The following is a 22,502-nucleotide window of genomic DNA, read 5'->3' as shown; positions in this document are numbered from 1 at the left end:
TGATCGACCGGCATCCTTTGAACGAAGTGGGCTCATGAACACCATTGCACCTGTCGTCGCCACGCGAACGGCCGAAATCTCGTTGCCGGCGCGTCGCTCGTACAAGCGCCGGATCGGCTTCATCGTGCTGGCGATCGTCGTGCTGGCCGCCGCCGGCCTCTATCTGGCGACACGGCTGATGGCACCTCCAGCCGAGGAAACCGCCGATGCCTATGTCGGCGGCAATATCATCGCGGTTACGGCGCGCGATGGCGGCACCGTGCTGGCCATTCATGCCGACAACACCCAGGCGGTCACGCGTGGCCAGAAGCTGATCGAGCTGGACCCGGCCACGACCGACGTGCAGCTCGCGTCGGCGGAGGCGGCGCTGGGCCAGGCGGTCCGCGCGATCCGTTCGAACCAGGCGCAGGTGGACGAGGCCGATGCGGAGATCGTCCAGGCGCAGGCGAACCTCTCCAAGGCCCGCAACGACCTGGTTCGCCGCAAGAGTGCCGCCGCCCAGGGCGCGGTTTCAGGCGAAGAGCTGAGCCATGCCGGCGATGCCGTCAGTACCACGCAGGCAGCGCTCAACCTCGCGCGGGCCAGGCGGGCCCAGGCAGCCAGCACGATCGAAGGCACCAGCCTGGCCACCAATCCGCAGGTGCTCGCCGCGATCGCGGCAGTCCGGCGTGCGGCGATCGATCGCAGCCACATGGAGATCGTTGCGCCGACCAGCGGGATGGTGGCACAGCGAACGGTCCAGCTCGGCCAGAAGGTGGCGGCCGGTACGCCGCTGATGGCGGTGATCCCGCTGGACTCGTTGTGGGTCGACGCCAACTTCCGCGAAACCCAGCTCCAGTATCTGCGGGTCGGGCAGCCGGCGACGATCGTTGCCGACATCTACGGTGGCAAGACCGTCTTCCATGGCCATGTGCTGGGCGTCGGCGCCGGCAGCGGCAGCGCCTTCGCGTTGCTGCCGCCGCAGAATGCCAGCGGCAACTGGATCAAGATCGTCCAGCGCGTACCGGTTCGGATCGCGCTCGATCCCCACGAGCTGGCGGTCAACCCGCTGCGCATCGGCCTGTCGGTCGATGTGACGGTGCAGACCGCCGATCGCTCCGGCCCGTTCGTCGGTGGCAGCGCGCCTCCGGCCGGGGGCGTCGAACAGAGCCTGGATGGAGGTCCGCAGATCGAGGCCCGGATCGGCGAGATCATCGCGGCAAACATGGGACATCCGTGATGAGCGGAAGCTCCGCGTCGGCGACCAGGGTACAGCCGCCGCCACTGGCCGGGCTGGCGCTTGCGGTCACCTCGGTCGCACTGGCACTGGGCACCTTCATGCAGGTGCTCGACGGCTCGATCGCCAACGTATCGCTGCCGACGATCGCGGGCGACCTCGGCGTGAGCACCGACAATGGAACCTGGGTGATCACCAGCTTCGCGGTTGCCAACGGCGTGACGGTCCCACTGACCGGCTGGCTGATGGGACGGTTCGGGGTGGTGAGGACATTCACCGTATCGGTGACATTGTTCACCATCGCGTCGCTGCTGTGCGGGATCGCGTGGAGCCTGCCGTCGCTGATTTTCTTCCGCCTGCTGCAGGGCGCGGTCTCGGGACCGATGATCCCGGGCAGCCAGGCCCTGCTGATCGCGATATTTCCCGCCCACAAGCGCGGCACCGCACTCAGCATCTGGTCGATGACGACCCTGACCGCACCGGTGCTGGGCCCGCTGCTGGGCGGCTACATTTCCGACAACTATTATTGGGGCTGGATATTCCTGATCAACGTGCCGGTCGGCCTGATCGCCGGAACGCTCAGCTGGCGCTTCCTGGCCAGCCGCGAAACGCCGACGCGCAAGATACCGGTCGATAAGGTCGGCCTGCTGCTGCTGACGTTCTGGGTGTTCAGCCTGCAGACCGTGCTGGATCTCGGCAAGGACCGCGACTGGTTCAACAACCCGATGATCGTGGCGCTCACCGTGTGCGCGGTGGTTGGGTTCATCGCCTGGATGATCTGGGAACTGACCGACGCAAGGCCGGCCGTGGATTTGAGCCTGTTCAAGGACCGCAATTTTGCGCTCGGCACGCTGGCACTGTGCCTCGGCTACGCGCTGCTGTTCGCCAACAACCTGCTGCTGCCGCTCTGGCTGCAGGAATACATGGGCTACACCGCGACCTGGGCCGGACTGGTCGCGGCGCCGAGTGGCGCGGTGGCGGTGGTGCTGGTGCTCGTGGTCGCCCGCATCAAGGTCGATCCACGGTGGCTGGCGACGGTCGCCTTCCTATCGTTCGCGGCGAGCTTCTTCATGCGCTCGTACTATCCGCCGGATGCGAGCTACTGGTCCCTCACCCTGCCGCTGCTGGTGCAAGGAATAGCGATGGCCACCTTCTTCGTGCCGCTGCTGACCATCCTGCTGCAGGGCGTTCCACCCGAGCGACTGCCGTCCGCGAGCGGGATTTCCAACTTCGCGCGCATCACCGCGGGCAGCTTCGCCGCATCGCTGATCACCACGTTCTGGGACCGGCGCGAGGCGCTGCACCAGGCGCGGCTGGTCGAGGCAGGAAACGACTACTCGCCCGCCTACCGCCAGGTGACCGGGCAATACGAGGCGATGGGGATGAACGCATTGCAGGCGGCGGAAGCGGTCATGCGCCAGATCGTCAACCAGGCTTATCTGCTGTCCTCGCTGGAGCTGTTCTGGCTCTGCGGCTGGATGGCACTGGCGATGATCGTGGTCGTCTGGTTTACCCGCCGGCCGGCGCCCAGCGACATCGTGGTGGCGGCGGACTGAACCGGCAGGTGCCGGGACCGCGAGGTCCCGGCACCCCTGACATCAGAGGATGAAGCGGGACAGGTCGCCCTTCTTCGCCAGCGGGGCGACCCGCTCATGCACTGCGGCCGCATCGATCCGCACGCTGTCGCCGGGACGGTCGGACGCGGAAAACGAGATATCCTCCAGCAGCTTCTCCAGCACCGTCGCCAGGCGACGCGCGCCGATATTCTCGACCCTGTCGTTGATGTCGGCGGCGAGATCGGCCAGTGCGTCGATCGCGTCCTCGCTGAAGTCGAGCACCACCTTCTCGGTGCCCATCAGCGCGCTGTACTGCTTCAGCAGCGAGTGCTCCGGCTCGGTCAGGATCCGGCGCAGATCGTCACGGGTCAGCGGCTGCAGCTCGACGCGGATCGGCAGGCGTCCCTGCAGCTCCGGCAACAGATCGGCCGGCTTGGCCAGGTGGAACGCGCCGGATGCGATGAACAGGATGTGGTCGGTCTTCACCGGTCCATACTTGGTCGTGACCGTGGTGCCCTCGATCAGTGGCAGCAGGTCGCGCTGCACCCCCTCCCGGCTGACGTCGCCGCCGCGGAAGCCGCCCTCGGACGAGCGCGCGCAGACCTTGTCGATCTCGTCCAGGAACACGATGCCATGGTCCTGGGCATGCGCCACCGCCTCGCGGGTCAGGCTGTCGGTGTCGAGCATCCGGTCGATTTCCTCGCGAACCAGCGCGGTGCGCGCCGCCTCGACCGGCATCCGGCGCGGCTGCGCGGTCTTGCCGAACATCCCCTTCATCATGTCGCCGAGGTTGATGACGCTGCCGCCCGGCATGCCGGGGATGTCCATCTGTCCGCCGGGGGGACCGCTGGGCTCGCTGACCGCGACCTCGACCTCCTTCTGCTCGAGCTCGCCGTCCCGGAGCATGCGGCGGAACTTCGACTTGGTGTCGGCGGAGGCGCTGGCGCCGACCAGCGCATCGACCAGCCGGTCCTCGGCCGCCTTGTCGGCATGGACCTGCACGTCGCGGCGCTTCAGGTCGCGCAGCATGTTGAGGCTAACCTCGACCAGGTCGCGGACGATGCTCTCGACGTCGCGGCCGACATAGCCCACCTCGGTAAACTTGGTGGCCTCGACCTTCAGGAACGGCGCCTGTGCCAGCTTGGCAAGGCGGCGGGCAATCTCGGTCTTGCCGCAGCCGGTCGGACCGATCATCAGGATGTTCTTCGGCACCACCTCGTCGCGCATGCCCTCGGGCAGCTGTGCGCGGCGCCAGCGGTTGCGGAGCGCGATCGCGACGGCACGCTTGGCGTCACCCTGGCCGACGATGTAGCGATCGAGCTCGGAGACGATCTCGCGGGGCGAATAGGTGGGCACGTCCATCATCCTGGCTCCCCGGCAGCATCGGTCGCCGGCGGCCTGGCGACCAGCGTCTCCACGATCACCGAATAGTTGGTGTAAACGCAGATGTCGCCGGCGATCCGCATGGCCCGGCGCGCGACTTCCTCGGCTCCAAGTCCGTCCACGGTGAGCAGGGCCCGGGCGGCGGCGAGCGCGTAGTTTCCGCCGGAACCGATCGCGATGACACCATCCTCGGGCTCGAGCACGTCGCCGTTGCCGGTCAGGGTGAAGGAGCGGGTTTCATCGGCCACGGCCATCATGGCTTCCAGCCGGCGCAGGTAGCGGTCGGTGCGCCAGTCCTTGGCAAGCTCGACGCAGGCGCGTTCGAGCTGGTTCGGATAACGCTCCAGCTTGGCCTCCAGGCGTTCGAGCAGGGTGAAGGCGTCGGCCGTGGCACCGGCGAAACCGGATAGGATCGTCCCGTTCGGTCCGATCCTGCGGACCTTGCGGGCGTTGCCCTTTATGACGGTCTGGCCAAGGGTCACCTGGCCGTCGCCGGCCATTGCCACCTGGTTGCCGTGCCTGACGCACAGGATGGTGGTTCCATGCCAGCCGATCGGGTCGTGGCTGGTCGTCTGAAAAGTCTGCATGACAGGATGAGATGGGATAATCGTGCCGCAGCGCAAGCGAGGACGATCGTCTCCGCCGTTCAGGCCGGTTGCGGGAACCCGGACGACATCATTTGTCGTGCGGCCGCGACCAGTTCGCCCGGCCGGAACGGCTTCATCAGCAGCATCTCCCGCTCGCCCATGACGTGGTCGCGGACCGAGTCGGGGCGGCCGGTGATGTAAATGATCGCCACGCCCGGAAACAGCATCTGCGCCATGCCGGCGATGACGAACCCGTTCCGTGCGGTGCCCAGGTCGAGGTCGGTGACGAACACGCGCGGCGGCTCCGGCAGACGCAGCGCGGCCAGAGCCTCGGTCTCGTCGCCGGCGCCGATGACGTCCAGGCCCTCTTCCCGCAGGGCCTCGACCAGCATCGTCCGGACCAGGGGATCGTCATCGAGGACCAGCAGATCACACATCGAAGTCGCCGCTCCATACAGGCCGTCGTCGGGAGGAAGCGTGCGATGGATGCCGAAGTTGCCGCTGGCCGGGATGCTGATCGTGTTTGCCGCCGGGACCAATAAGAGCAGTTCCAATGACCGCGCCCAGCCCCTGTTGATCCGAGATCCCAATTCGAATGGTGGGACCTGGGGGGAAGTTATAGCCGTCCCACCCGGGCGTCGGATTGTCGCTAGCCGCGGGCTGGAGGAGCCGATCATAAAGCCCCAGGCCGGTCCCGCTCCCCAGGTTCGGAGACCCGCCACCAGGATGCTCTCAATCATGGCCCGATAGCGGACGATCAAGACTTGTCGCCAATGAGCATTCGCCGGTCGGAACACAGCCTATCGCCCACTTAAATCGACTACTGGCGGTTGCACCGCGACATCATCACGAACATTCCAGGCATGATCAAACCGGTTTCCATAAAGTTCCCCGCACGACAGAAGGGACGCTAAGTTCAGAACTTTATGGTCAGACTTGAACAAGAATAAGTTCCGCAGATTCTTGGCTTTCAGCCCTGGATTAATCGAGATTTGGAAAAAAATAGACGTGAATAGAACTTGCTGATCCAGTTAGATCTCGATAATCTGTCATCCACAATATCCTAGAAATGTTCTGTAACCTTCTCGATCCGGTGGTAGGTTACGGAAGCAAACTGATCGATAAGTATTGAGGCAGCTCAATCAGTGATTTTGACTGTGCTGTGTTGTCGGGCTACACCTGCTCGTTCATTCGAGGAAAGTATTGGTAGCCTTTTAGTTGAAATCAAGCCGATGCGATCTTCCGTAATCTGAAACTCAGAATGATCGACGTGCAGGATTTTGTCGGGGAGGACAATCCGGTTGAGCCGAGTTCTGTTGATTACCGACGATCCGGCGCAGGCTTCGGCCCTCAGCGTAATCTTGCGAAGTTCCCGCTACGGATCATTCAAGGTCACCTGGGTCAGGACCCTGTCGTCCGCGTTGCAGCAGGCGGACCTAGCCGGCATCGCCGTCGTCGTAGTCAATCTCATACTTCCCGATAGCAACGGCATCGCCACCTACGATCGCCTGACTGCCATCATACCGCACACGCCTATCGTGACGATTACTGCGAGCGAGGACGAGGACCTGGCGCTCGAGGCGATCAGGCGCGGCGCGCGCGCGACCCTCACACAGAACGACTTTTCCAGAAGCATGATAACGCAGACGCTGCGCAACATCATCCAGCGCAATGTAGTCGAGCTTGCGTACTACAAGGAGAAAGCACGCGCCGGGATCGTCCTGAACTCGATTGGAGACGGTGTCATCAGCACCGATCTCGAAGGCCGGATCGACTATTTGAACATTGCCGCGGAGGAACTGACCGGCTGGCCCCGCGAGGAAGCGAACGGCCATCTGATCGACGATGTCATGCGGATCATCAATGGCAAGAGCAGGCTGCCGCAACCTTGCCCGATCAATCTGGTGTTGCAGGGTGAGGAAAAGGTCGGCATGAAACCGGACTCCATTCTGGTCCGGCGCGACATGACGGAGGTTCCGATCGAGGACTCGGTCTCTCCAGTTAATGACTGGAGCGGCCTGATGACCGGCGCGGTCATGGTGTTCCACGATGTCGGCGCCGCCCAGGCCATGAACCAGAAGATGACCTACCTGGCGCAGTACGATTTCCTGACCGACCTGCCGAACCGGATGCTTCTCAACGATCGTATCGCCCAATCGATCAAGATCGCTGAACGACACAACAGCATGATCGCCCTGCTGTTTCTCGACCTGGACGGTTTCAAGCACATCAACGACTCGCTTGGCCATGAAAGCGGCGACCGGTTCCTGCAGTCGGTCGCACGACGCCTGACCGACGCGGTCCGCAAGTCGGATACCGTGAGCCGGCGCGGCGGGGACGAATTCCTGATCCTGCTGAACGATATCAAGGAACCTGCGAATGCGGCCGCCATCGCCGACAAGGTCATCGCATCGTTGAAGCTGCCGCACTCGATCAGGGGAGTCGAAGCGTTTGTCACTGTCAGCGTCGGGATCAGCCTATGCCCGACCGATGGGCACGATCCTGAAAAGCTGATCAAGAGCGCCGATACCGCAATGTATTACGCAAAGGCGAACGGCGGCGACAACTACCAGTTCTTCGGCAAGGAGATGAACACGCGCGCGGTCGAGCGCCACTTCATCGAAGGACATTTGCGGCAAGCCCTCGATGCTCAGGAATTCGTGCTGCACTACCAGCCCCTGGTCAATCTGCAGTCGGGCAGGATCACCGGCGCGGAAGCCTTGCTGCGCTGGAACAGTGCCGATCGCGGCCTGGTATTTCCGCCGGATTTCATAACGGTCGCCGAGGATAGCGGACTGATCGTGCCGATCGGCCGCTGGGTCCTGCTCGAAGCCTGCACGCAGGGCCGGCGCTGGCTCCATGCGGGGCTGCCGCCGGTCTCGATTGCGGTCAACATCTCCGCAGTCGAGTTCCGCCGTCGCGATTTCCTGGAGGGCGTCCGGTCGATCATCGAGGGCACCGGTTTCGATCCGGGCTTCCTGCAACTCGAGATTACCGAAAGCGCCCTGATGCAGGATGCCAAGGCGGGGGCTGCAATCCTGCGGGAGCTGAAGAAACTTGGCGTGCAGATCGCGCTGGACGATTTTGGAACCGGCTATTCGAGCCTCAGTTACCTGAAGCAGTTTCCCATCGATATTCTCAAGATCGACAAATCCTTCGTGCAGGACATCGATGGCGGCAACGATGACGGGATCATCGTCAGCGCGGTGATCGCCATGGGAAACAGCCTCAAGAAGCGGGTCGTCGCGGAAGGTATCGAGAATGCGGCCCAGCTCGGATTCCTGCATGGGCTGAGTTGCGAAGAGGGCCAGGGCTATCTGTTCAGTCGTCCGGTCACGTCCGATGCATTGGCGCATCTGCTTGCCAACGGCCTTCCCTTGAGGCCTGCCGATCCAGCAATGCCACACAGCGAGATGGCGATGGTGGATGGCGGCCTTGCCTAGCGGGAGGCCTTCAGACCGGCGCTGAGTGATAGCCGGGAGACGGTATCGACGGCACGATCGTCGCCACACCCGTATCGGACGATTGCAAGCGGCCCACCAGCACGCGCAAGGCTGCATCCGCGTCGGTCACCCTCAACGGGGCCATGCCGGCCGGGTCGCCGTCGGCCTGGGCGGGCAGGCCGGTCTGGTCCAGCAGCTCGATCTCCGAGGCGCGGTGGTGGGTCAGGCCGGGAAGCCGGCCGAGCATGTTCAACGGCAAGGCAGCACCGGCGAGCAATGCCGAGCCGATCCCGGCATGCTCGAACAGCATCACCGAGAAACCCGGGGCGCTGGTGGTCGCGTCCGGCGCCAGCAGGTACGGCCCGCCATACAGCCGGCCCTTGGCGATGATGACGCTGCCGGCGCTCATCTCGACGCCATCGACGCGCAGGCGGATCTGCCCGAATCGGTAGCGCGGCAGTTCGCGCAGGGTCTGCACCACATAGGCGCCGCGGCCGAGCACGCGCTTCACCGGGCGCGAGATGTGATGCACCACGTGCGCGTCGAACCCGATCCCGAGCATCTGCACGAACAGCCGCGTGCCGAGCGCGCTCTGCATGATGCCGGGCCACAGCGGAATGGTTCGCTGCGACGTCAGCACCGAAGCCAGGCTGATCGCGTCGGCAGGCAGTCCGAGTTCGTGTGCCAGCACGTTGGCGGTGCCGAGCGGGATGATGCCGAGATCGGTCCCGGCACCCTGCAACCCGGCAGCGACTTCCGCGATGGTGCCGTCGCCGCCGGCGGCCACCACCAGCGATGTGCCGGCGCCGGCGGCTTCGCTTGCCAATGTTCGCGCATGGCCCGGGTGCATGGTCTCCGCCACCTCCAGCCGGATTCCATGCGCCACCAGTACATCCAGCACCGCCCAGAGACGGCGAACCCGCCTGCGGCCGGCTGTCGGATTGTAGATAACGAGCATGCTGGACTGTCCTGGGGCGCGTTGCCCGACGGAGTCGCGGATTGTGGAGTATGCGGGACTTTACGGTATCGATACGTGACGATCGCGAGTCAACGAGCGCCACTCTGACATCATCGAAACGTCACACGGTTGGCGCACCGGCCGGGATATAGCGGCGCCATCGCGTGTCGCCCGTTCGGGCCGGGGCGTCGACCGAGAAGGGAGAGCGCCCGTGGATCAGATCCTGCTCCAGCCTCCGACGCCGCATTACAGAACCATTTTTGTCTCCGATATCCATCTCGGAACCCGCGGAAGTCGCGCGGACTTCCTGGCCGACTTCCTGGGCAGCATCACCTGCGACAAGCTGTTCCTGGTCGGCGACATTATCGACGGATGGCGACTGCGCAAGAGCTGGTACTGGGACGCCCACCACGATGCGGTGCTGCGCCTCATTCTCGAAATGGCCCGCGACGGCACCGAGATCATCTACATTCCCGGCAACCATGACGAGATGTTCCGGGCCTGGCTGCCGATGCGGCTCGAAATCGCCGGCATCCGCCTGTGCCAGGATGCGGTGCACGAAACCGCGGATGGCCGGAAACTGCTGGTCATGCACGGCGACGAATTCGACAGCGTGGTGCGCTATGCCCGCTTCCTGGCCCTGCTCGGCGACCGCGCCTATGCCGCATCGCTGGTGGTCAATCGCTGGTTCAACCAGATCCGCCGGCGGCTCGGCCTGCCCTACCGCTCGCTGTCGGCCTGGCTCAAGCGCCAGGTCAAGGGTGCGGTCATGGCGATCGACCGGTTCGAGATCGCCCTCGCCGCGGAAGCGCGCCGGCGCGGGGTGGACGGGGTGGTGTGCGGCCATATCCACCATGCAGAGATGCGCGACATCGGCGGTGTCCTCTACATCAACGATGGCGACTGGGTGGAAAGCTGCACCGCGCTGGCCGAACATGCCGATGGCCGGCTTGAGCTGATCGACTGGGTCGAGTTGCGGCGGCTCTCATTCATCGCCGCACGCGAGCCGCGCAAGCGCCTGGCAGCGGGACGCACGGCACCGGGACGCATGACACCAAGCCCGGGCGCGCCACCGCAACCGGTGGCCGCGTGACCGACGGGCCGGCGCATGCATCCGTCGGACGGATCCTGATCGTCTCGGATGCGTGGACGCCGCAGGTGAACGGCGTCGTGCGCACGCTGGTCACCGTCGCCGGCGAGCTGCGGGACATGGGGCACACCGTCGAGGTGATCGGGCCCGACCGCTTCCGCACCATCCCCTGCCCGACCTATCCGGACATCAGGCTCTCGATCCTGCCGGCCCGGCGGCTGGCCCGCCTGATCGAGGCATTCGCGCCGGACGCCCTGCATATCGCGACGGAGGGCCCGCTCGGCATGGCCGCCCGCGCCTGGGCGAAACGGCGCCGATACGCCTTCACCACCTCGTTCCACACCCGCTTCCCGGAATACATCCAGGCGCGCACAGGCCTGCCGACCGGCCTCGCCTATGCGTTCCTGCGCCGGTTCCACAACGATGCAGCCGCCACCATGGTCGCCACCAGGAGCCTGCAGGAGGATCTCGCCGCGCGCGGCTTCACCCGCCTGGTGCGCTGGTCACGCGGCGTGGATTTGTCCCGCTTCAATCCGCAGCCGCGTCGCGACTGGGCCGCCGAATACGGCATCGCCCGGCCGATATTTCTCTATGTCGGACGGATCGCGGTGGAGAAGAACATCGAGGCATTCCTGGCACTCGACCTGCCCGGCTCGAAGATCGTGGTCGGCGGCGGACCGCAGCTGGCGGCGCTGCGGGCGCGTCATCCCGGCGTGGTCTTCACCGGCCCGTTCTCCGAGGCCGAACTCGCGGGCGCCTATGCGGGCGGCGACGTGTTCGTGTTCCCGAGCCGCACCGACACGTTCGGGCTGGTGGTGCTGGAAGCCCTGGCCTGCGGCGTCCCGGTGGCGGCGTTCGACGTGACCGGACCCAAGGACATACTGGCCGACGCCTCGGGCCGCGTCGGCGCGTTCGGGCCGGACCTGCGCCATTCGGCGATCGCGGCCCTCGATGCCGATCGTGCCGCCTGCCGTGCCCATGCGGAACGCTTCACCTGGCGTGCCTGCGCCGAGATTTTCCACGGCGCCCTGGTGCCGCTGTCAGCCGGCCGGACTGTCGCACGGGACGCGCAGGACCGGACGCCTGCGCGAACCGAGGGCCGCGACGAGCGGCACCAGCGCCAGCGCGATGACCACGCCTCCGTAGACATAGGAAGCTGACAGCAATCCGAGCCTCGGGATCGCCAGGCCGATGACGATCGCCGGCAGGCTGTTGGCCAGGTAGCTCTGGATGAAATACGCGGAGAGCAACCCGGCCCGCTCATGCGCCAGCGCCATCGGTAGAATCGTCCGCATGCTGCCGAGCACGCTGAGGCCCAGTCCGGCACCGGCGATCGCCGTGCCGGCAAGCAGGGGCAGGATCGTGTGCAAGGCGACACCGCACAGCGTCACAACGACTCCGGACGCCACGCAGATCGTGCCGACGATGCTGATCGTCGCCGCGGGCCGGTTGCGCAACATCAGGATCGCGCCGGCTCCCGTCAGGGCCAGTTCGGCAACCACCAGGCCGCCGACGAGCGGCGACGTATATCCGGTGGCGACGCGCAACAGCGACGGCATCAGCGAGAAATAGAAGCCGGCAAGAGCCCAGGATGCAATGTTGACCGGCGTGATCGACAGGAATGCCCGGCGGACCGTCGCCGGTACCGCGATATGCGGACGCAGCGACGCCAGCGCACCCGGCTTCGTCTCGATCGTGTCCGTCGTGCGGTAGATGAGCAGAGCCTCCACGACGAGGATCGCCAGCAGGATGACATAGACGGTCTGCTCGGGCGCCGGCAGGTACGTCACGACGGCGCTCGATCCCACCGCTCCGAACATCATGCCGATGAACGGGGTGACGCTGTTGATCAGCGGTCCGCGAATGCGGTCGGCGTCCAGGATGGTGGCGCTCAGGGTGCTGACCGCGATGCCCGTGGCGAGACCCTGCACCATCCGCGCGATGATCAGGTCGACCACGCCGCCGGCCGTCGCGAACAGGATCATCGCGACTGCATTGATGGCGATCGCGGCCAGGATGACGGGGCGGCGGCCGAGATAATCCGAGATCGAGCCGAACGTCAGCAATCCGCACAACAGGCTGAGCGCGTAGATCCCGAACATCACGGTCAGGAGCACCGGCGCCAGGTGCCAGTGCTCCTGGTATCGATGGTAAAGCGGCGTGGGAGTCGTCGAGGCGGCCATTAAGGTGGCCAGTGTCACGAGCTTGACGAGGCTAACGGGCGTGGGTGACGTCGTTTCGGTCTTCGCGGCAAGAACACGGGACATGGCTTTTTCCGATGCTTAACGCTAATGGTATGCGTTAGGCATGATAGCCTGATCCAGAGCTAAAGCAAATTCTTTGCTTTAAGCTGCCGATGACGCCTGGCAGGAGCGGAGATCCCAGTGACCGAGAAGGCCAGAGTTCGTACCGGTGGCCGCAGCGCCCGTATCCAGGCGTCCGTTCATGCGGCGGTCGAGACACTGCTGGCGGAACTCAGCCGCTCCGAACTCACCATCCCGCTGATCGCGGACCGGGCCGGGGTCACGCCGTCGACGATCTACCGGCGCTGGGGCGATCTCGCGGAACTCCTGGGCGACGTCGCGGTCCAGCGCCTGCGTCCGGTGTCCGATCCTGCCGATACCGGGTCCGTGCCCGGCGACCTGGAGGCCTGGTCGATCCAGTTCGCCGACGAGATGTCATCGGTCCCCGGGCGCACCATGCTGCGCGATATCTTCGCCGGCACGACAGACAGCAAGAACCCCAGCTATTGCTGCAGCTTTACCGACTTGCAGCTCGGGGTGATCAACCGGCGGGCGATCGACCGGGGCAAGCCCGGGTTCGACGTTGAGCTGTTCATCGACCGGGTCGTGGCACCGATCCTCTATCGGATCCTGTTCCGGGAATTGCCGCCAAGCACGGATTATTGCCGGCAACTGGTGAGCGCGGCGGTGCCCGGCCACGCGGAGCCAGTTCATGCCGTGACGGACGCGTAGTGCCGGCGATATTCGGCCGGCGTCACGCCGACATGGCGTGCAAAGGCGCGGCGCAGCGTGTCCGCATCGGCGAAACCGCACTGGGCCGCCACCTGTTTCGGGGTCTCGCGTCCATCCTCCAATAGCCGGCGAGCGGCCAGGACCCGGGCCTCCTCGACCCAGGCGGCCGGGGTGAGATGGACCTCGCTCTGGAACAGCCGGGCGAAATGGCGCGGGCTCAGGCCGGTTCGTTCCGCCAGGCTGGCGACGCTGTGGTCCGCTGAAGGATTCGCGACCACCCAGCGCTGCACTTCCTGAAGCGCCGACCGGCCGGCCGGCGCCGCGCCGTCCCTGCGGCTGAACTGCATCTGGCCGCCGGGCCGCTTGAAGAACATCACGAGCTGGCCGGCGACCTTCATGGCGACGGTCCGGCCGAGATCCTCCTCGACCAGGGCCAGGGCCAGGTCGAGTCCGGCCGTCACGCCGGCGGCGGTCCGCACCCGCCCGTCCCTGACATGGATCGCGTCCCGGTCCACGATGATGCCCGGATACCGTCGCGCCAGTTCGTCGGCCACCGCCCAGTGGGTGGTCACCCGGCGTCCGTCGATCAGCCCGGCGGCGGCCAGGGCGAAAGCGCCGGCACAAACCGACCCGTAGCGCCGCGTGGCGGGTGCGGTGCGACCGAGCCAATCGAGGATGGCGGCGTTCGCCGGCACGGTGGCGGCATCCGGTGATCCGGCCACCAGCAGCGTGTCGATCGTCCCGGCCAGCGGGTCGCCAATGACGTGATCCGGCATGAGGCGTACGCCGGACGAGCTGCGGACCGGACCGGGTGCGCCAGCCGCCACGATGAGCCGGTAGGCGTCGCTGCCCGACTGGACGTTCGCCTCTGCAAACACGTCGAGCGGACCCGAAACATCCAGCAGCTGGACGTTGGGCATCGCCACGATCGCCACGGTCCTGGTTGCCACCCTGTCCTCCGACGTCCGTCCCGGCAGCATCTTGGCAGGATTCGTCGTCTCACGCCAATTGCGGACAGATCTGGCCGCTTCTAGGCTTCCGGCAACAGGAAAGACAGGAGAAGAGAGTGTCACTCATCATCAAGGGCGTCGGCGTTCCGGACAGCAAGCTGGCCCGGGGCATCACCGAACTGGTTCGCGACACCGAGACACCGTTGCTGTTCCACCATTCCAGCCGCGTCTATTACTGGGCGGCACTTGCGGGAAAGACGCGCGGCCTCGCGTTCGATCCCGAGCTTCTCTATGCGGGCGCGATGTTCCACGACATGGGGCTGATGCCGCAGCACAGCACGCCGCATGAACGTTTCGAGGTCGACGGCGCCAACGCCGCACGCGACTTTCTGCGCGGCCACGGCATTTCGCCAGCCGACATCGATACGGTGTGGGCCTCGATCGCGCTGCATACGACGCCGGGGATCCCGAAGCACATGCATCCGGTCGTGGCTTTGGTCACCGCCGGCGTCGAGATGGACGTGCTGGGCCTGACCTACAACGACTACAGCAGCGAGGACCGGACCGCGGTGGTCCACGCGCATCCGCGCAACGAGCATTTCAAGGAGGACATTATCCAGTCCTTCTATGACGGCATCAAGGACAAGCCGGACACCACCTTCGGCAACGTCAAGGCCGATGTCATCGCCGACAAGGACCAGGCATTCCGGCGCGGTAATTTCTGCACGGTCATCCGCGGGTCGGCCTGGCCGGGCTGACCGGCTCCGTCATGTCCGCAGGAAGCGTCCGCTGAACGCCACCCCGACCAGCATCAGGGCCATGACCAGGAATGCCACGGAAAGGCTGCTGGCGTGGGCGATGAAGCCGATGCCGGCGGGTCCGGCCAGGATGCCGATGTAACCCAGCGTCGTGATGGCGGGAACGGCGACGTTCTCCGGCATCACGGTCTGGCGCCCGACCGCGCTGAACAGCACCGGAACGATGTTGGAACAGCCGACGCCCACCAGCGCGTAACCCAGGATGGCGATGGCCGGCGACGTGACCAGGGTCGCCACGGTAAAGCCCGCGGCTCCGAACAGTCCGCCGACCAGGATGATCTGCCTGCTGCCGAGCCTACCCACGATGCGGTCGCCGAACAGCCGGCCGATCGTCATCGTGCTGGCGAACGCCGCATAGCCGAGCCCGGCGTAGGTTGCTTCCATGTGAAGATCGGACGTCAGGAAGACGGCGCTCCAGTCAAGGATGGCGCCCTCGGCCAGGAACAGGACGAAGCACAGCATGCCGATGAACAGCACCACGCCATGCGGGATCGCGAACGGCGGCCCCTCGCTCCTGCTGCCGTAGGACAATAGATGCGCCTGGGCGATGGCGAGTGCCGCGAGGATGCAGGCCGAGATGCAGAGCGTCGCTGCGAACGGCGAGATCCCGAGGCTGAGAAGAGCGGTCATGCCGCCGGCCCCGGCGATGCCGCCCACGCTGAACAGCCCATGGAAGCCGGACATCATGGAGCGCCCGCTTGCCCGCTCGACGATGATCGCCTGAATGTTCATCGACACGTCGATGGTGCCGACGCTGGCACCGAAGATCAGAAGTGCGGCGACCAGCAACGGCGCCGACGACACCAGCGTCAGGAACGGCAAGGTGGCGGCGACGAACAGGGCCGATGCGACAATCACGCGGCGGCATCCGAGCTTTGCCGACAACGCGCCGGCCAGCGGCATCATGACGATCGAGCCTGCGCCGAGACACAGCAGAAGCAGGCCCAGGCCACCGTCGCTGATTCCGGCACGGGCTTTCGCAAACGGCACCAGCGGAGCCCAGGCTGCATACCCGAAGCCGGCGATGAAGAACACGATCCGTGTCGCACGCTGCTCGGCACGGCCAGGATCAGTTCGGGTCGTGACGCTGATTGTCATGGGAAACTGTGTCCGGTTGTCATTGCGATGCCTTCGATCGTGAAGTGCCGTCCGGCGGCCCGGCCCGGTGCACCTGCATGCCGAGCGACGCCAGCGCAGACACCGACGCGCCCGGTGCATCGGCCTCGACCACGAGGTGCGTTACAAGCTCGGCCGGGATGATCCGGAACGGGGCCGCCGTATCGAGCTTCTCGTTCGTCACCGCCGCCACGACGATGGACGCCGATCGGGACGCGGCGGCACGCTTGAACTCGGCATCCTCGAAATCGAAGGCTGCCAGCCCGGAAGCGGCACCGATCGCGCATGCGCCGAGAATGGCGACATCGAAGCGGATCGCATCGAGATCACGCAACGCCCTCGCTCCCAGCGCGGCACCGTTGCCGCGATCGATACGTCCGCCGATCATCACCAACTCGATGTCCTCGGTGCTCACCAGTATCGCCGCGACGTGGGGGGCGTTGGTCACGACGCTGATGCCAAGCCCGGGTGGCAAGGCGCGTGCGATCGCCATGTTGGTCGATCCCGCATCCAGGAACAGGACGTCGCCTCGTTGCATGATCGTGGCGATCAGCGCGGCGGCGGCCTGCCCGAGTGCAGCCTTGTGCGCCGGCCGCTCGCCTTCGCGCTGGATGAGCGTACCGGTCGCCGGCGAACACGGCAACGCGCCCCCATACACACGACGGCACAATCCCGCCGCTGCGAGTTCGCGCAGATCCCGGCGGATCGTGTCTTCGGACAGGCCGAGCTGCCGGGCCAAATCGATCGCCAACACGCGGCCATCGCGCGCCAATCGCTCGAGAATATGCTGCTGGCGCTGGTCGGGTAGCGAATGGATCGGATCCGGCACTGGGTCATCCCATGCAGCAAACACGACAGAACATGCATGAACACGTTCGATCGTGCAATGGCGGTGCTGGGCGACGCATCCTTGAATCCGGTGCTGATCTAAATCCGGCTTGCTTTCCGAAACGACGAACGATTATTGGGACGCATGCAGTTCGATGAGATCATCAGCGTCGGCGGCAACTGTGATGCAGCGCATCATGTTCGCCGGTACTTCAAGATCGAAAAATCCATGCCGATGGATTGGCTGATCGTGCCGTTCGACGCATTGATATCGATGTGCAACGATAATTTCCGGGACTTCATTCGCCTCGACCGGCTCACCCTCTGGAACGGCACCCGTCACGCGATCCAGTGCGCCAAGCGCGGTATCGTCTACCAGCACGATTTCCCCAGGGATGCGGAAGCCCTGGTCATGATCGACGACATCGCCGGCGTGTTCGCGGACGTGAAGGCAAAGTACGCGCGCAGGATCGAACGCCTCCAGGACGCATGCCGTCCCGGGCGTTCCATCCTGTTCGTCAGGAGCTGGCGGGAAATCCTGCATACGGCGCCGGACTATCCGGACTACTGCATCCGTGGGGTGCCGGATTACCAGTTTGCGGAACTGCTCGATGCCCTGCGGCACTGCTTCCCGGAAACGTCGTTCAAGGTGCTGTTCGTGAATTACGGCGCGCAGTCGATCGATGATCGCCAGGCGCTGTTCGCCGACGTAAGGAACTGCGGCGACATCACCGACTGGACCGGAAGCAAGGGCGGCTGGGACGAGATCTTCGCCCGGTTCGACATCAGGCTGAGCGAAACCGCACCAGTAGCGAAGCTTTCGGTCGCCAGGTAGCCGCCCGGCGCACGATCGATCCCGCTTGGAGCCACCATGCCTGCCGGAACCGTCATTCTCCGGATTTGACCCCCTGGACGCTTGACGCCGGACGACGCGGCTGGCTCCGGTGTTTAATGCGCTTCCCCTCGGCTTCGACCGGCTCGGCCTCGACCGGTTTCATTCTCGCGACCATCGCGCTCGACGCGCTGAGTTTCGGCATCATCATCCCGGTGGTGCCGGACCTGGTGATGCAGATCGGGCACCTGCCGCATTCGCAGACCTCGATGTGGCTCGGCATCATCTTCGCTGTGTTCGCCGGGATGCAGTTCCTGTGCGCGCCGATCGCCGGCGGCCTGAGCGACCGGTTCGGCCGACGCCCGGTGCTGCTGGTCTCGATGGCCGCCCTCGGGGCCAACTCGCTGCTCTGGGTGTGGGTCCCGAACCTTGGGTGGTTACTGGCCCTGCGCGTCGTCGCCGGAGCGCTGGCGGGCAATGTCAGCGCCGCCACCGCCTACGTGGCCGACGTCACGCCACCCGAGGGCCGGGCGCGCGCGTTCGGACTGGTCGGCGCGATGTTCGGACTGGGGTTCGTCGCCGGCCCCGCCCTCGGCGGCTGGCTCGGCAGCTACTGGATCAGGCTGCCATTCCTGGTGTCGGCCGCGCTGATCGCCTGCAACGTCGCATACGGCCTGCTGGTACTGCCGGAGAGCCTGCCGCCCGAGCGCCGGCGGCCGTTCTCGTGGCGCCGCGCCAATCCGGTCGGCTCGCTCGCGCTGTTCAACACGAATGGCTGGACGCGCCGCCTTGGCTTTGCCTGGTGCTGCAGCTGGGTCGCGATCGGCGCGCAACAGAGCAGCTTCATCCTGTCCAACCAGATGCGGTTCGGATGGAACATCGCCGAGAACGGCATGGTGCTGGCGATGGGCGGCATTACCCAGGCACTGGTGCAGGGCGTCCTGGTCAGCCGGATCAACCGGCGCTACGGCGCGCGCCGGACCGCCATCGTCGGCTACCTGTTCGCCGTCGCCGGCTATGTCGCCTACGCCTTCGCGGTCCGGGGGTGGATCATGCTGACCGGCATCCTGGTGCTCGCGGTCGCGGCGCTGTCCGGCCCGTCGATCCAGTCGATGCTCTCGATCGCGGCGGGTCCGCAGCGGCAGGGCGAGACCCAGGGTGGCCTGTCCTCGCTACAGGGGCTGAGCATGGTCGCCGGCCCGGTCACCACCGGCTTCGTCTTCGAATGGGCGACACAAGGCGGCGGTCCGATCCATTTTCCGGGCGCGCCGTTCCTGCTCTCGGCGGTCGTGTGCCTCGGCGGTTTGCTGGCTGTCCTGTCGCTCCCCGAGCCGGAGGACGCGCCAGGGCCGAAATGAAGTTGCGCCGCCGAACGCAGCCTTACGGGCTCCGGCGGCGTTGGCACATGTTGCTGCCGGCTGTCGGCTCGGTCTAGAGCAGCATCAGTATGACCTGTATCCTCACTGTCGATGCCGGGACCCAGGACGCCAGGGGAGAATGAAGATGGACGGCACTACCCGGACGGAGCCCCTTGCCGGCCAGCCACCCGATGGTCGGAGTCGCAGCCGGGTTATCGCGCGTCGCCGCTCGGCGGTGATGTTCCTGCGGATCGGCATATGGAGCGTGCTGCACTTCGTGTTCTACTTCCTGCAGCAGCTTGCCGAACTGCTGGCGCCGCTGCTGCTGGTCGCCGGCGTGGGCTGGTGGGCACTGCCGCGCATCGTCGGCGCCATCACCACGCAGACGGCCGGACCGGGTGCCACCGACTCACAGGCGCATGACATCCTGAACACCATTTCCGGCACGATCCCGGCTAGCGTGCATATCGGCACCCACTGGATCACCGCGGGCGGCCTGATCACGGGCGGGCTGCTGCTGATGGCGATCGCGGCGATCGGCGCCACCCTGTCGGCGCTTGCCGCACGGGAGATGTAGGCGGGCCGGGATCACGGACGAGCCACTTCCGGCAGCATTCGCAGCAGGCGCAGCGAGGGAGGCCAGCGATGGCCGATCGCCCCGCGCCAATGCCAGACGGCGTAGAGGCCGGCCACGATGACCATCAGGCTCAGCAGCCACAGCACGATCCAGAGCACCGCACCGCGACGGGCTCCGGCCGGCTTCGCCTGCGCGGCAACCAGCGGCAGCATCGCACCCGCATCCATGATCGGCGGCAACAAGGGCACGACGATCGGCGATGCATCCTCAGCAGGATTTGGCGCGACAGGCTCCGGCAGGCCAGCCGGGGGCACCCGCCATTCGGTGCTGCAGCGGGCGCAGCGCAGCAGGCGCGGACGGGCCATCTGCGACTGCGGCACGTCGTATTGCGCGGCACAGGACGGGCAGAGAACGTTCATAGGCGGTCGTGACAATCCTGTTTGGACGACCCAGCCTCGCACAACTTCCTGTAGAATTGCTGAATGGATGCAACCTTCCGACACAGATCACCTGTGAGCCTGCCGCAATGATCCATCTCCGCGAGGTCGGTTTGCGCAGCGAACGTGGCAGCAGCGGCGTCGACGTGCTGCGCTCGATCAGCTTCGACATCCCGGCGGGGGCCTTCCGGTGGGTCCTGGGCTCGTCGGGCGCCGGCAAGTCCAGCCTGCTGCGCCTGCTGAACCTGAGCGTCCGCCCAACCACCGGCACGATGGAATTGTTCGGTGTCGCCGTGCCCCGCGCCCGCCGGTCGGCACTGGCGAAGCTGCGCCGCCGGACCGGCACCGTGTTCCAGGACCTGCGCCTGCTGCCCGAACTCAGCGTGTTCGACAACGTGGCCCTGCGGCTCAGGCTCGACGGGATGCCGGAGGACCGGATCGAGCTCGAGGTCACCGAGATGCTGCGCTGGGTGGGGCTCGGCCGGAAGCTGCAGGCGCGGCCGCCGCAACTATCCGGCGGCGAGCAGCAGCGGGTCGCGGTGGCGCGCGCGGTGGTGCATCGGCCGCCGCTGCTGCTGGCGGACGAACCGACCGGTGCGCTGGACGAGCCGCAGGCGGTGCGGCTGATGCAGCTGTTCCTCGAGCTCAACCAGATGGGATCGACGGTGCTGGTCGCGACCCACAACGAAGGCCTGACCCGCCGCTTCCCGGCAGCCGCCATCCGGCTCGAGCGCGGCACGCTGTTGACCGATGGCTAGGGCGGCGGCCCGCAAGATCGCCAGGCGTCGTTCCGATGGGCTGGCACTGCGGCGTGCCCTGTCGGACCGGTTGCTGCCGGCCCTGGTCGCGGCGATGACCTTCCTGGCGGCGCTGGCCTTGTCGGGCGCGGTCGGGGCATCGCTCCTGGCCAGCCGATGGGGATCGGGTGCTGCGTCCATCCTCACCGTGCAGGTGCCGGATGGGGACGAACCGGCGGTGCTGGCCGGGAGCACGCGTGCGGACGCCGTGACTGCGCTGCTGACGGCCGAGCCCGCGTTCGTCAGCGTGCATCGTGTCGATCGGGCGGCGCTGGGCAAGCTGCTGGCGCCCTGGCTGGGCGATACCGGAACCATCGCCTTGCCGCTGCCGTCGGTGGTGGAGCTTCGGCTCCGGGCCGGACAGGATGCACCGGTGGACCTTGCCGACCGGCTCACCAGGGCCGCGCCGGGCACGCTGCTGGAGCGCAACGGCGTCTGGAGCGACCGGCTGGTGGTGCTGACCACAAGCCTGCAGGCCTGCGCCGGCCTGGCGCTGCTCGTGGTGGCGGGGGTAGCGGTCGCGGTGGTGGCCGTGGCGACCCGCGCCGGTCTTGCCGCCCGGCGCCAGGCGATCGAGATCGTGCACGGGCTCGGTGCCACCGACAGCTACATCGCCGGGCGCTTCGCCAACCGGACCACGCGGCTGGCAATGACCGGCGGGGCGATCGGCACGGTGCTGTCGGTGCCGTTGCTGCTGACCCTCTGCCGCCTGGCCGCGCCGTTTGCCGCTCCTCCCGGAGCGAGCGCCCTGCCGATCCCGCCATCGATGCTCGACGACCTGCTGCCGGCCATGCTGGCACCCCTGGCGGACTCGCTGGGCCGGGTGCCGCTACCGCTCTGGATCGCGCTTCCGCTGCTGCCGATCGTGGCCGCGGTGATCGGCTGGAGCACGGCGCAGGCGACAGTCCGCACCTGGCTCCGGCGGCTGCCATGACCGCACGATCGCGCCGGCCGGGCATCCGCCACCCGGGCACCCGCCGGCTCCTCGGACCGTTGTCGCTGCTGGCGCTGGTGCTGGCGATCGCCTGGTGCTGCGGGTTCGCCTGGTTTGCCTACACCGCAACCCGGCCGGCGCCACCGGTGCCGGAAGCCGATGGGATCGTCGTGCTGACCGGCGGCGCAGGCCGTATAGAGGCGGCGCTCGACCTGCTGCAGCAGAACCGGGCCCAGCTCATGCTGATCTCCGGTGTCTCCGAATACCTGTCGCTGCAGCAGATCGCGCATGCGGCCGGCCGCACCCTGGCACCCGGCCTGTCGGACCGCATCGCGCTCGGTCACAGCGCCACCTCGACGGTCGGCAACGCCATCGAGACCGCGTCCTGGGCGCGCGCCAACGGGCTGCATTCGCTAATCGTGGTGACGGCGGGCTATCACATGCGCCGGGCACTCGCCGAGATCGGCACGGCCTTGCCCGACACGACGCTGTATCCCGACCCGGTGCAGCCGCCGGCACTGGTCCGGGCAGGCTTGGGCCGTTGGCGCCTCGGCACGCTCCGTCTGCTCGCCGAGGAATATACCAAGTGGCTGGCGGTCGAGGTGGGCTTGACCGGTTCGGCGCATCTGCGGGAGACCGCGTGACTG

At 66.4% G+C, this 22,502-nt stretch carries 22 protein-coding genes; 13 read left to right on the top strand and 9 right to left on the bottom strand.

Annotated elements, in window-relative coordinates:
* Positions 1 to 34 precede the first annotated feature (34 nt).
* A complete protein-coding gene (locus HN018_RS06255) occupies positions 35 to 1,219 on the top strand; it encodes an efflux RND transporter periplasmic adaptor subunit (protein WP_171834687.1) in 1,185 nt (394 codons plus the stop codon).
* Positions 1,219 to 2,772 (top strand): DHA2 family efflux MFS transporter permease subunit, encoded by a 1,554-nt coding sequence (locus HN018_RS06250; RefSeq protein WP_171834686.1) that lies wholly within the window; start codon positions 1,219 to 1,221, stop codon positions 2,770 to 2,772. The genes HN018_RS06255 and HN018_RS06250 overlap by 1 nt, the downstream gene beginning before the upstream one ends.
* A 42-nt stretch (positions 2,773 to 2,814) precedes the next feature.
* Here the strand turns inward: HN018_RS06250 and hslU are convergent, their stop codons facing one another.
* From hslU to HN018_RS06235, 3 genes are read right to left on the bottom strand one after another with little or no spacing between them, the layout of a single operon-like run.
* Positions 2,815 to 4,134: an ATP-dependent protease ATPase subunit HslU gene (gene hslU / locus HN018_RS06245; protein ID WP_171834987.1), complete on the bottom strand. Its 1,320-nt coding sequence runs from the start codon at positions 4,132 to 4,134 to the stop codon at positions 2,815 to 2,817.
* Positions 4,134 to 4,742: an ATP-dependent protease subunit HslV gene (hslV, locus tag HN018_RS06240; protein WP_171834685.1), complete on the bottom strand. Its 609-nt coding sequence runs from the start codon at positions 4,740 to 4,742 to the stop codon at positions 4,134 to 4,136. Before hslV ends, hslU begins: the two co-directional genes overlap by 1 nt.
* 59 nt (positions 4,743 to 4,801) lie before the next feature.
* Entirely contained in the window at positions 4,802 to 5,281 is a 480-nt protein-coding gene (locus HN018_RS06235; RefSeq protein ID WP_171834684.1) for a response regulator, read from the bottom strand.
* A gap of 762 nt (positions 5,282 to 6,043) precedes the next feature.
* Here HN018_RS06235 and HN018_RS06230 point away from each other — a divergent pair.
* Positions 6,044 to 8,185, top strand: coding sequence for a putative bifunctional diguanylate cyclase/phosphodiesterase (locus HN018_RS06230; RefSeq protein ID WP_171834683.1), 2,142 nt, complete (start codon positions 6,044 to 6,046; stop codon positions 8,183 to 8,185).
* Between the two features lie 10 nt (positions 8,186 to 8,195).
* On the opposite strand, the gene HN018_RS06225 is transcribed toward HN018_RS06230, so the two are convergent.
* Positions 8,196 to 9,143 carry a diacylglycerol/lipid kinase family protein gene (locus HN018_RS06225; protein WP_171834682.1) on the bottom strand — a complete coding sequence of 316 codons (948 nt, stop codon included), beginning with the start codon at positions 9,141 to 9,143 and terminating at the stop codon, positions 8,196 to 8,198.
* A gap of 211 nt (positions 9,144 to 9,354) precedes the next feature.
* Here HN018_RS06225 and HN018_RS06220 point away from each other — a divergent pair, with 211 nt between their 5' ends.
* Together HN018_RS06220 and HN018_RS06215 are read left to right on the top strand one after the other, a co-directional pair.
* Positions 9,355 to 10,236 (top strand): UDP-2,3-diacylglucosamine diphosphatase, encoded by an 882-nt coding sequence (locus HN018_RS06220; RefSeq protein ID WP_171834681.1) that lies wholly within the window; start codon positions 9,355 to 9,357, stop codon positions 10,234 to 10,236.
* Positions 10,233 to 11,393 carry a glycosyltransferase family 4 protein gene (locus tag HN018_RS06215; RefSeq protein ID WP_204259688.1) on the top strand — a complete coding sequence of 387 codons (1,161 nt, stop codon included), beginning with the start codon at positions 10,233 to 10,235 and terminating at the stop codon, positions 11,391 to 11,393. The genes HN018_RS06220 and HN018_RS06215 overlap by 4 nt, the downstream gene beginning before the upstream one ends.
* Here HN018_RS06215 and HN018_RS06210 read toward each other — a convergent pair.
* Positions 11,274 to 12,500: an MFS transporter gene (locus tag HN018_RS06210; RefSeq protein WP_171834680.1), complete on the bottom strand. Its 1,227-nt coding sequence runs from the start codon at positions 12,498 to 12,500 to the stop codon at positions 11,274 to 11,276. The two genes, HN018_RS06215 and HN018_RS06210, sit on opposite strands and share 120 nt — an antisense overlap.
* 117 nt (positions 12,501 to 12,617) lie before the next feature.
* Here HN018_RS06210 and HN018_RS06205 point away from each other — a divergent pair, with 117 nt between their 5' ends.
* On the top strand, positions 12,618 to 13,208 hold the full coding sequence (locus HN018_RS06205; RefSeq protein ID WP_171834679.1) for a TetR/AcrR family transcriptional regulator: 591 nt from the start codon (positions 12,618 to 12,620) through the stop codon (positions 13,206 to 13,208).
* Here HN018_RS06205 and HN018_RS06200 read toward each other — a convergent pair.
* Entirely contained in the window at positions 13,187 to 14,158 is a 972-nt protein-coding gene (locus tag HN018_RS06200; RefSeq protein WP_239479057.1) for a GlxA family transcriptional regulator, read from the bottom strand. The genes HN018_RS06205 and HN018_RS06200 overlap by 22 nt on opposite strands.
* A gap of 116 nt (positions 14,159 to 14,274) precedes the next feature.
* Here HN018_RS06200 and HN018_RS06195 point away from each other — a divergent pair, with 116 nt between their 5' ends.
* Positions 14,275 to 14,916, top strand: a complete 642-nt coding sequence (locus HN018_RS06195) for an HD domain-containing protein (RefSeq protein WP_171834677.1) — start codon at positions 14,275 to 14,277, stop codon at positions 14,914 to 14,916.
* 9 nt (positions 14,917 to 14,925) lie between these two features.
* Here HN018_RS06195 and HN018_RS06190 read toward each other — a convergent pair whose 3' ends face one another.
* Entirely contained in the window at positions 14,926 to 16,074 is a 1,149-nt protein-coding gene (locus tag HN018_RS06190) for an MFS transporter (protein WP_171834676.1), read from the bottom strand.
* Between the two features lie 19 nt (positions 16,075 to 16,093).
* Entirely contained in the window at positions 16,094 to 16,921 is an 828-nt protein-coding gene (locus HN018_RS06185; RefSeq protein ID WP_204259687.1) for a DeoR/GlpR family DNA-binding transcription regulator, read from the bottom strand.
* 144 nt (positions 16,922 to 17,065) lie between these two features.
* Between HN018_RS06185 and HN018_RS06180 the strand changes: the two genes are divergently transcribed.
* From HN018_RS06180 to HN018_RS06170, 3 genes are all read left to right on the top strand, one after another.
* On the top strand, positions 17,066 to 17,755 hold the full coding sequence (locus tag HN018_RS06180) for a DUF1796 family putative cysteine peptidase (protein ID WP_171834675.1): 690 nt from the start codon (positions 17,066 to 17,068) through the stop codon (positions 17,753 to 17,755).
* Between the two features lie 116 nt (positions 17,756 to 17,871).
* A complete protein-coding gene (locus tag HN018_RS06175; protein WP_171834674.1) occupies positions 17,872 to 19,110 on the top strand; it encodes an MFS transporter in 1,239 nt (412 codons plus the stop codon).
* Positions 19,111 to 19,255: 145 nt separating this feature from the next.
* On the top strand, positions 19,256 to 19,687 hold the full coding sequence (locus tag HN018_RS06170) for a hypothetical protein (protein ID WP_171834673.1): 432 nt from the start codon (positions 19,256 to 19,258) through the stop codon (positions 19,685 to 19,687).
* 11 nt (positions 19,688 to 19,698) lie between these two features.
* Here the strand turns inward: HN018_RS06170 and HN018_RS06165 are convergent, their stop codons facing one another.
* The gene (locus HN018_RS06165) at positions 19,699 to 20,106 is read right to left on the bottom strand and encodes a zinc-ribbon domain-containing protein (protein WP_171834672.1); all 408 of its coding nucleotides are present in this window, start codon (positions 20,104 to 20,106) and stop codon (positions 19,699 to 19,701) included.
* 107 nt (positions 20,107 to 20,213) lie between these two features.
* On the opposite strand from HN018_RS06165, the gene HN018_RS06160 reads away from it, so the two are divergent.
* The 3 genes from HN018_RS06160 to HN018_RS06150 are packed head-to-tail and all read left to right on the top strand — an operon-like array spanning position 20,214 to position 22,499.
* The gene (locus tag HN018_RS06160) at positions 20,214 to 20,882 is read left to right on the top strand and encodes a cell division ATP-binding protein FtsE (protein WP_171834671.1); all 669 of its coding nucleotides are present in this window, start codon (positions 20,214 to 20,216) and stop codon (positions 20,880 to 20,882) included.
* Positions 20,875 to 21,855 carry a cell division protein FtsX gene (locus HN018_RS06155; RefSeq protein WP_171834670.1) on the top strand — a complete coding sequence of 327 codons (981 nt, stop codon included), beginning with the start codon at positions 20,875 to 20,877 and terminating at the stop codon, positions 21,853 to 21,855. The genes HN018_RS06160 and HN018_RS06155 overlap by 8 nt, the downstream gene beginning before the upstream one ends.
* On the top strand, positions 21,852 to 22,499 hold the full coding sequence (locus tag HN018_RS06150; protein ID WP_171834669.1) for a YdcF family protein: 648 nt from the start codon (positions 21,852 to 21,854) through the stop codon (positions 22,497 to 22,499). The genes HN018_RS06155 and HN018_RS06150 overlap by 4 nt, the downstream gene beginning before the upstream one ends.
* Positions 22,500 to 22,502 lie beyond the last annotated feature (3 nt).

The organism is Lichenicola cladoniae, assembly GCF_013201075.1.
Taxonomy (GTDB): Bacteria; Pseudomonadota; Alphaproteobacteria; order Acetobacterales; family Acetobacteraceae; genus Lichenicola; species Lichenicola cladoniae.
This window is presented reverse-complemented; position numbering and strand designations above follow the sequence as displayed.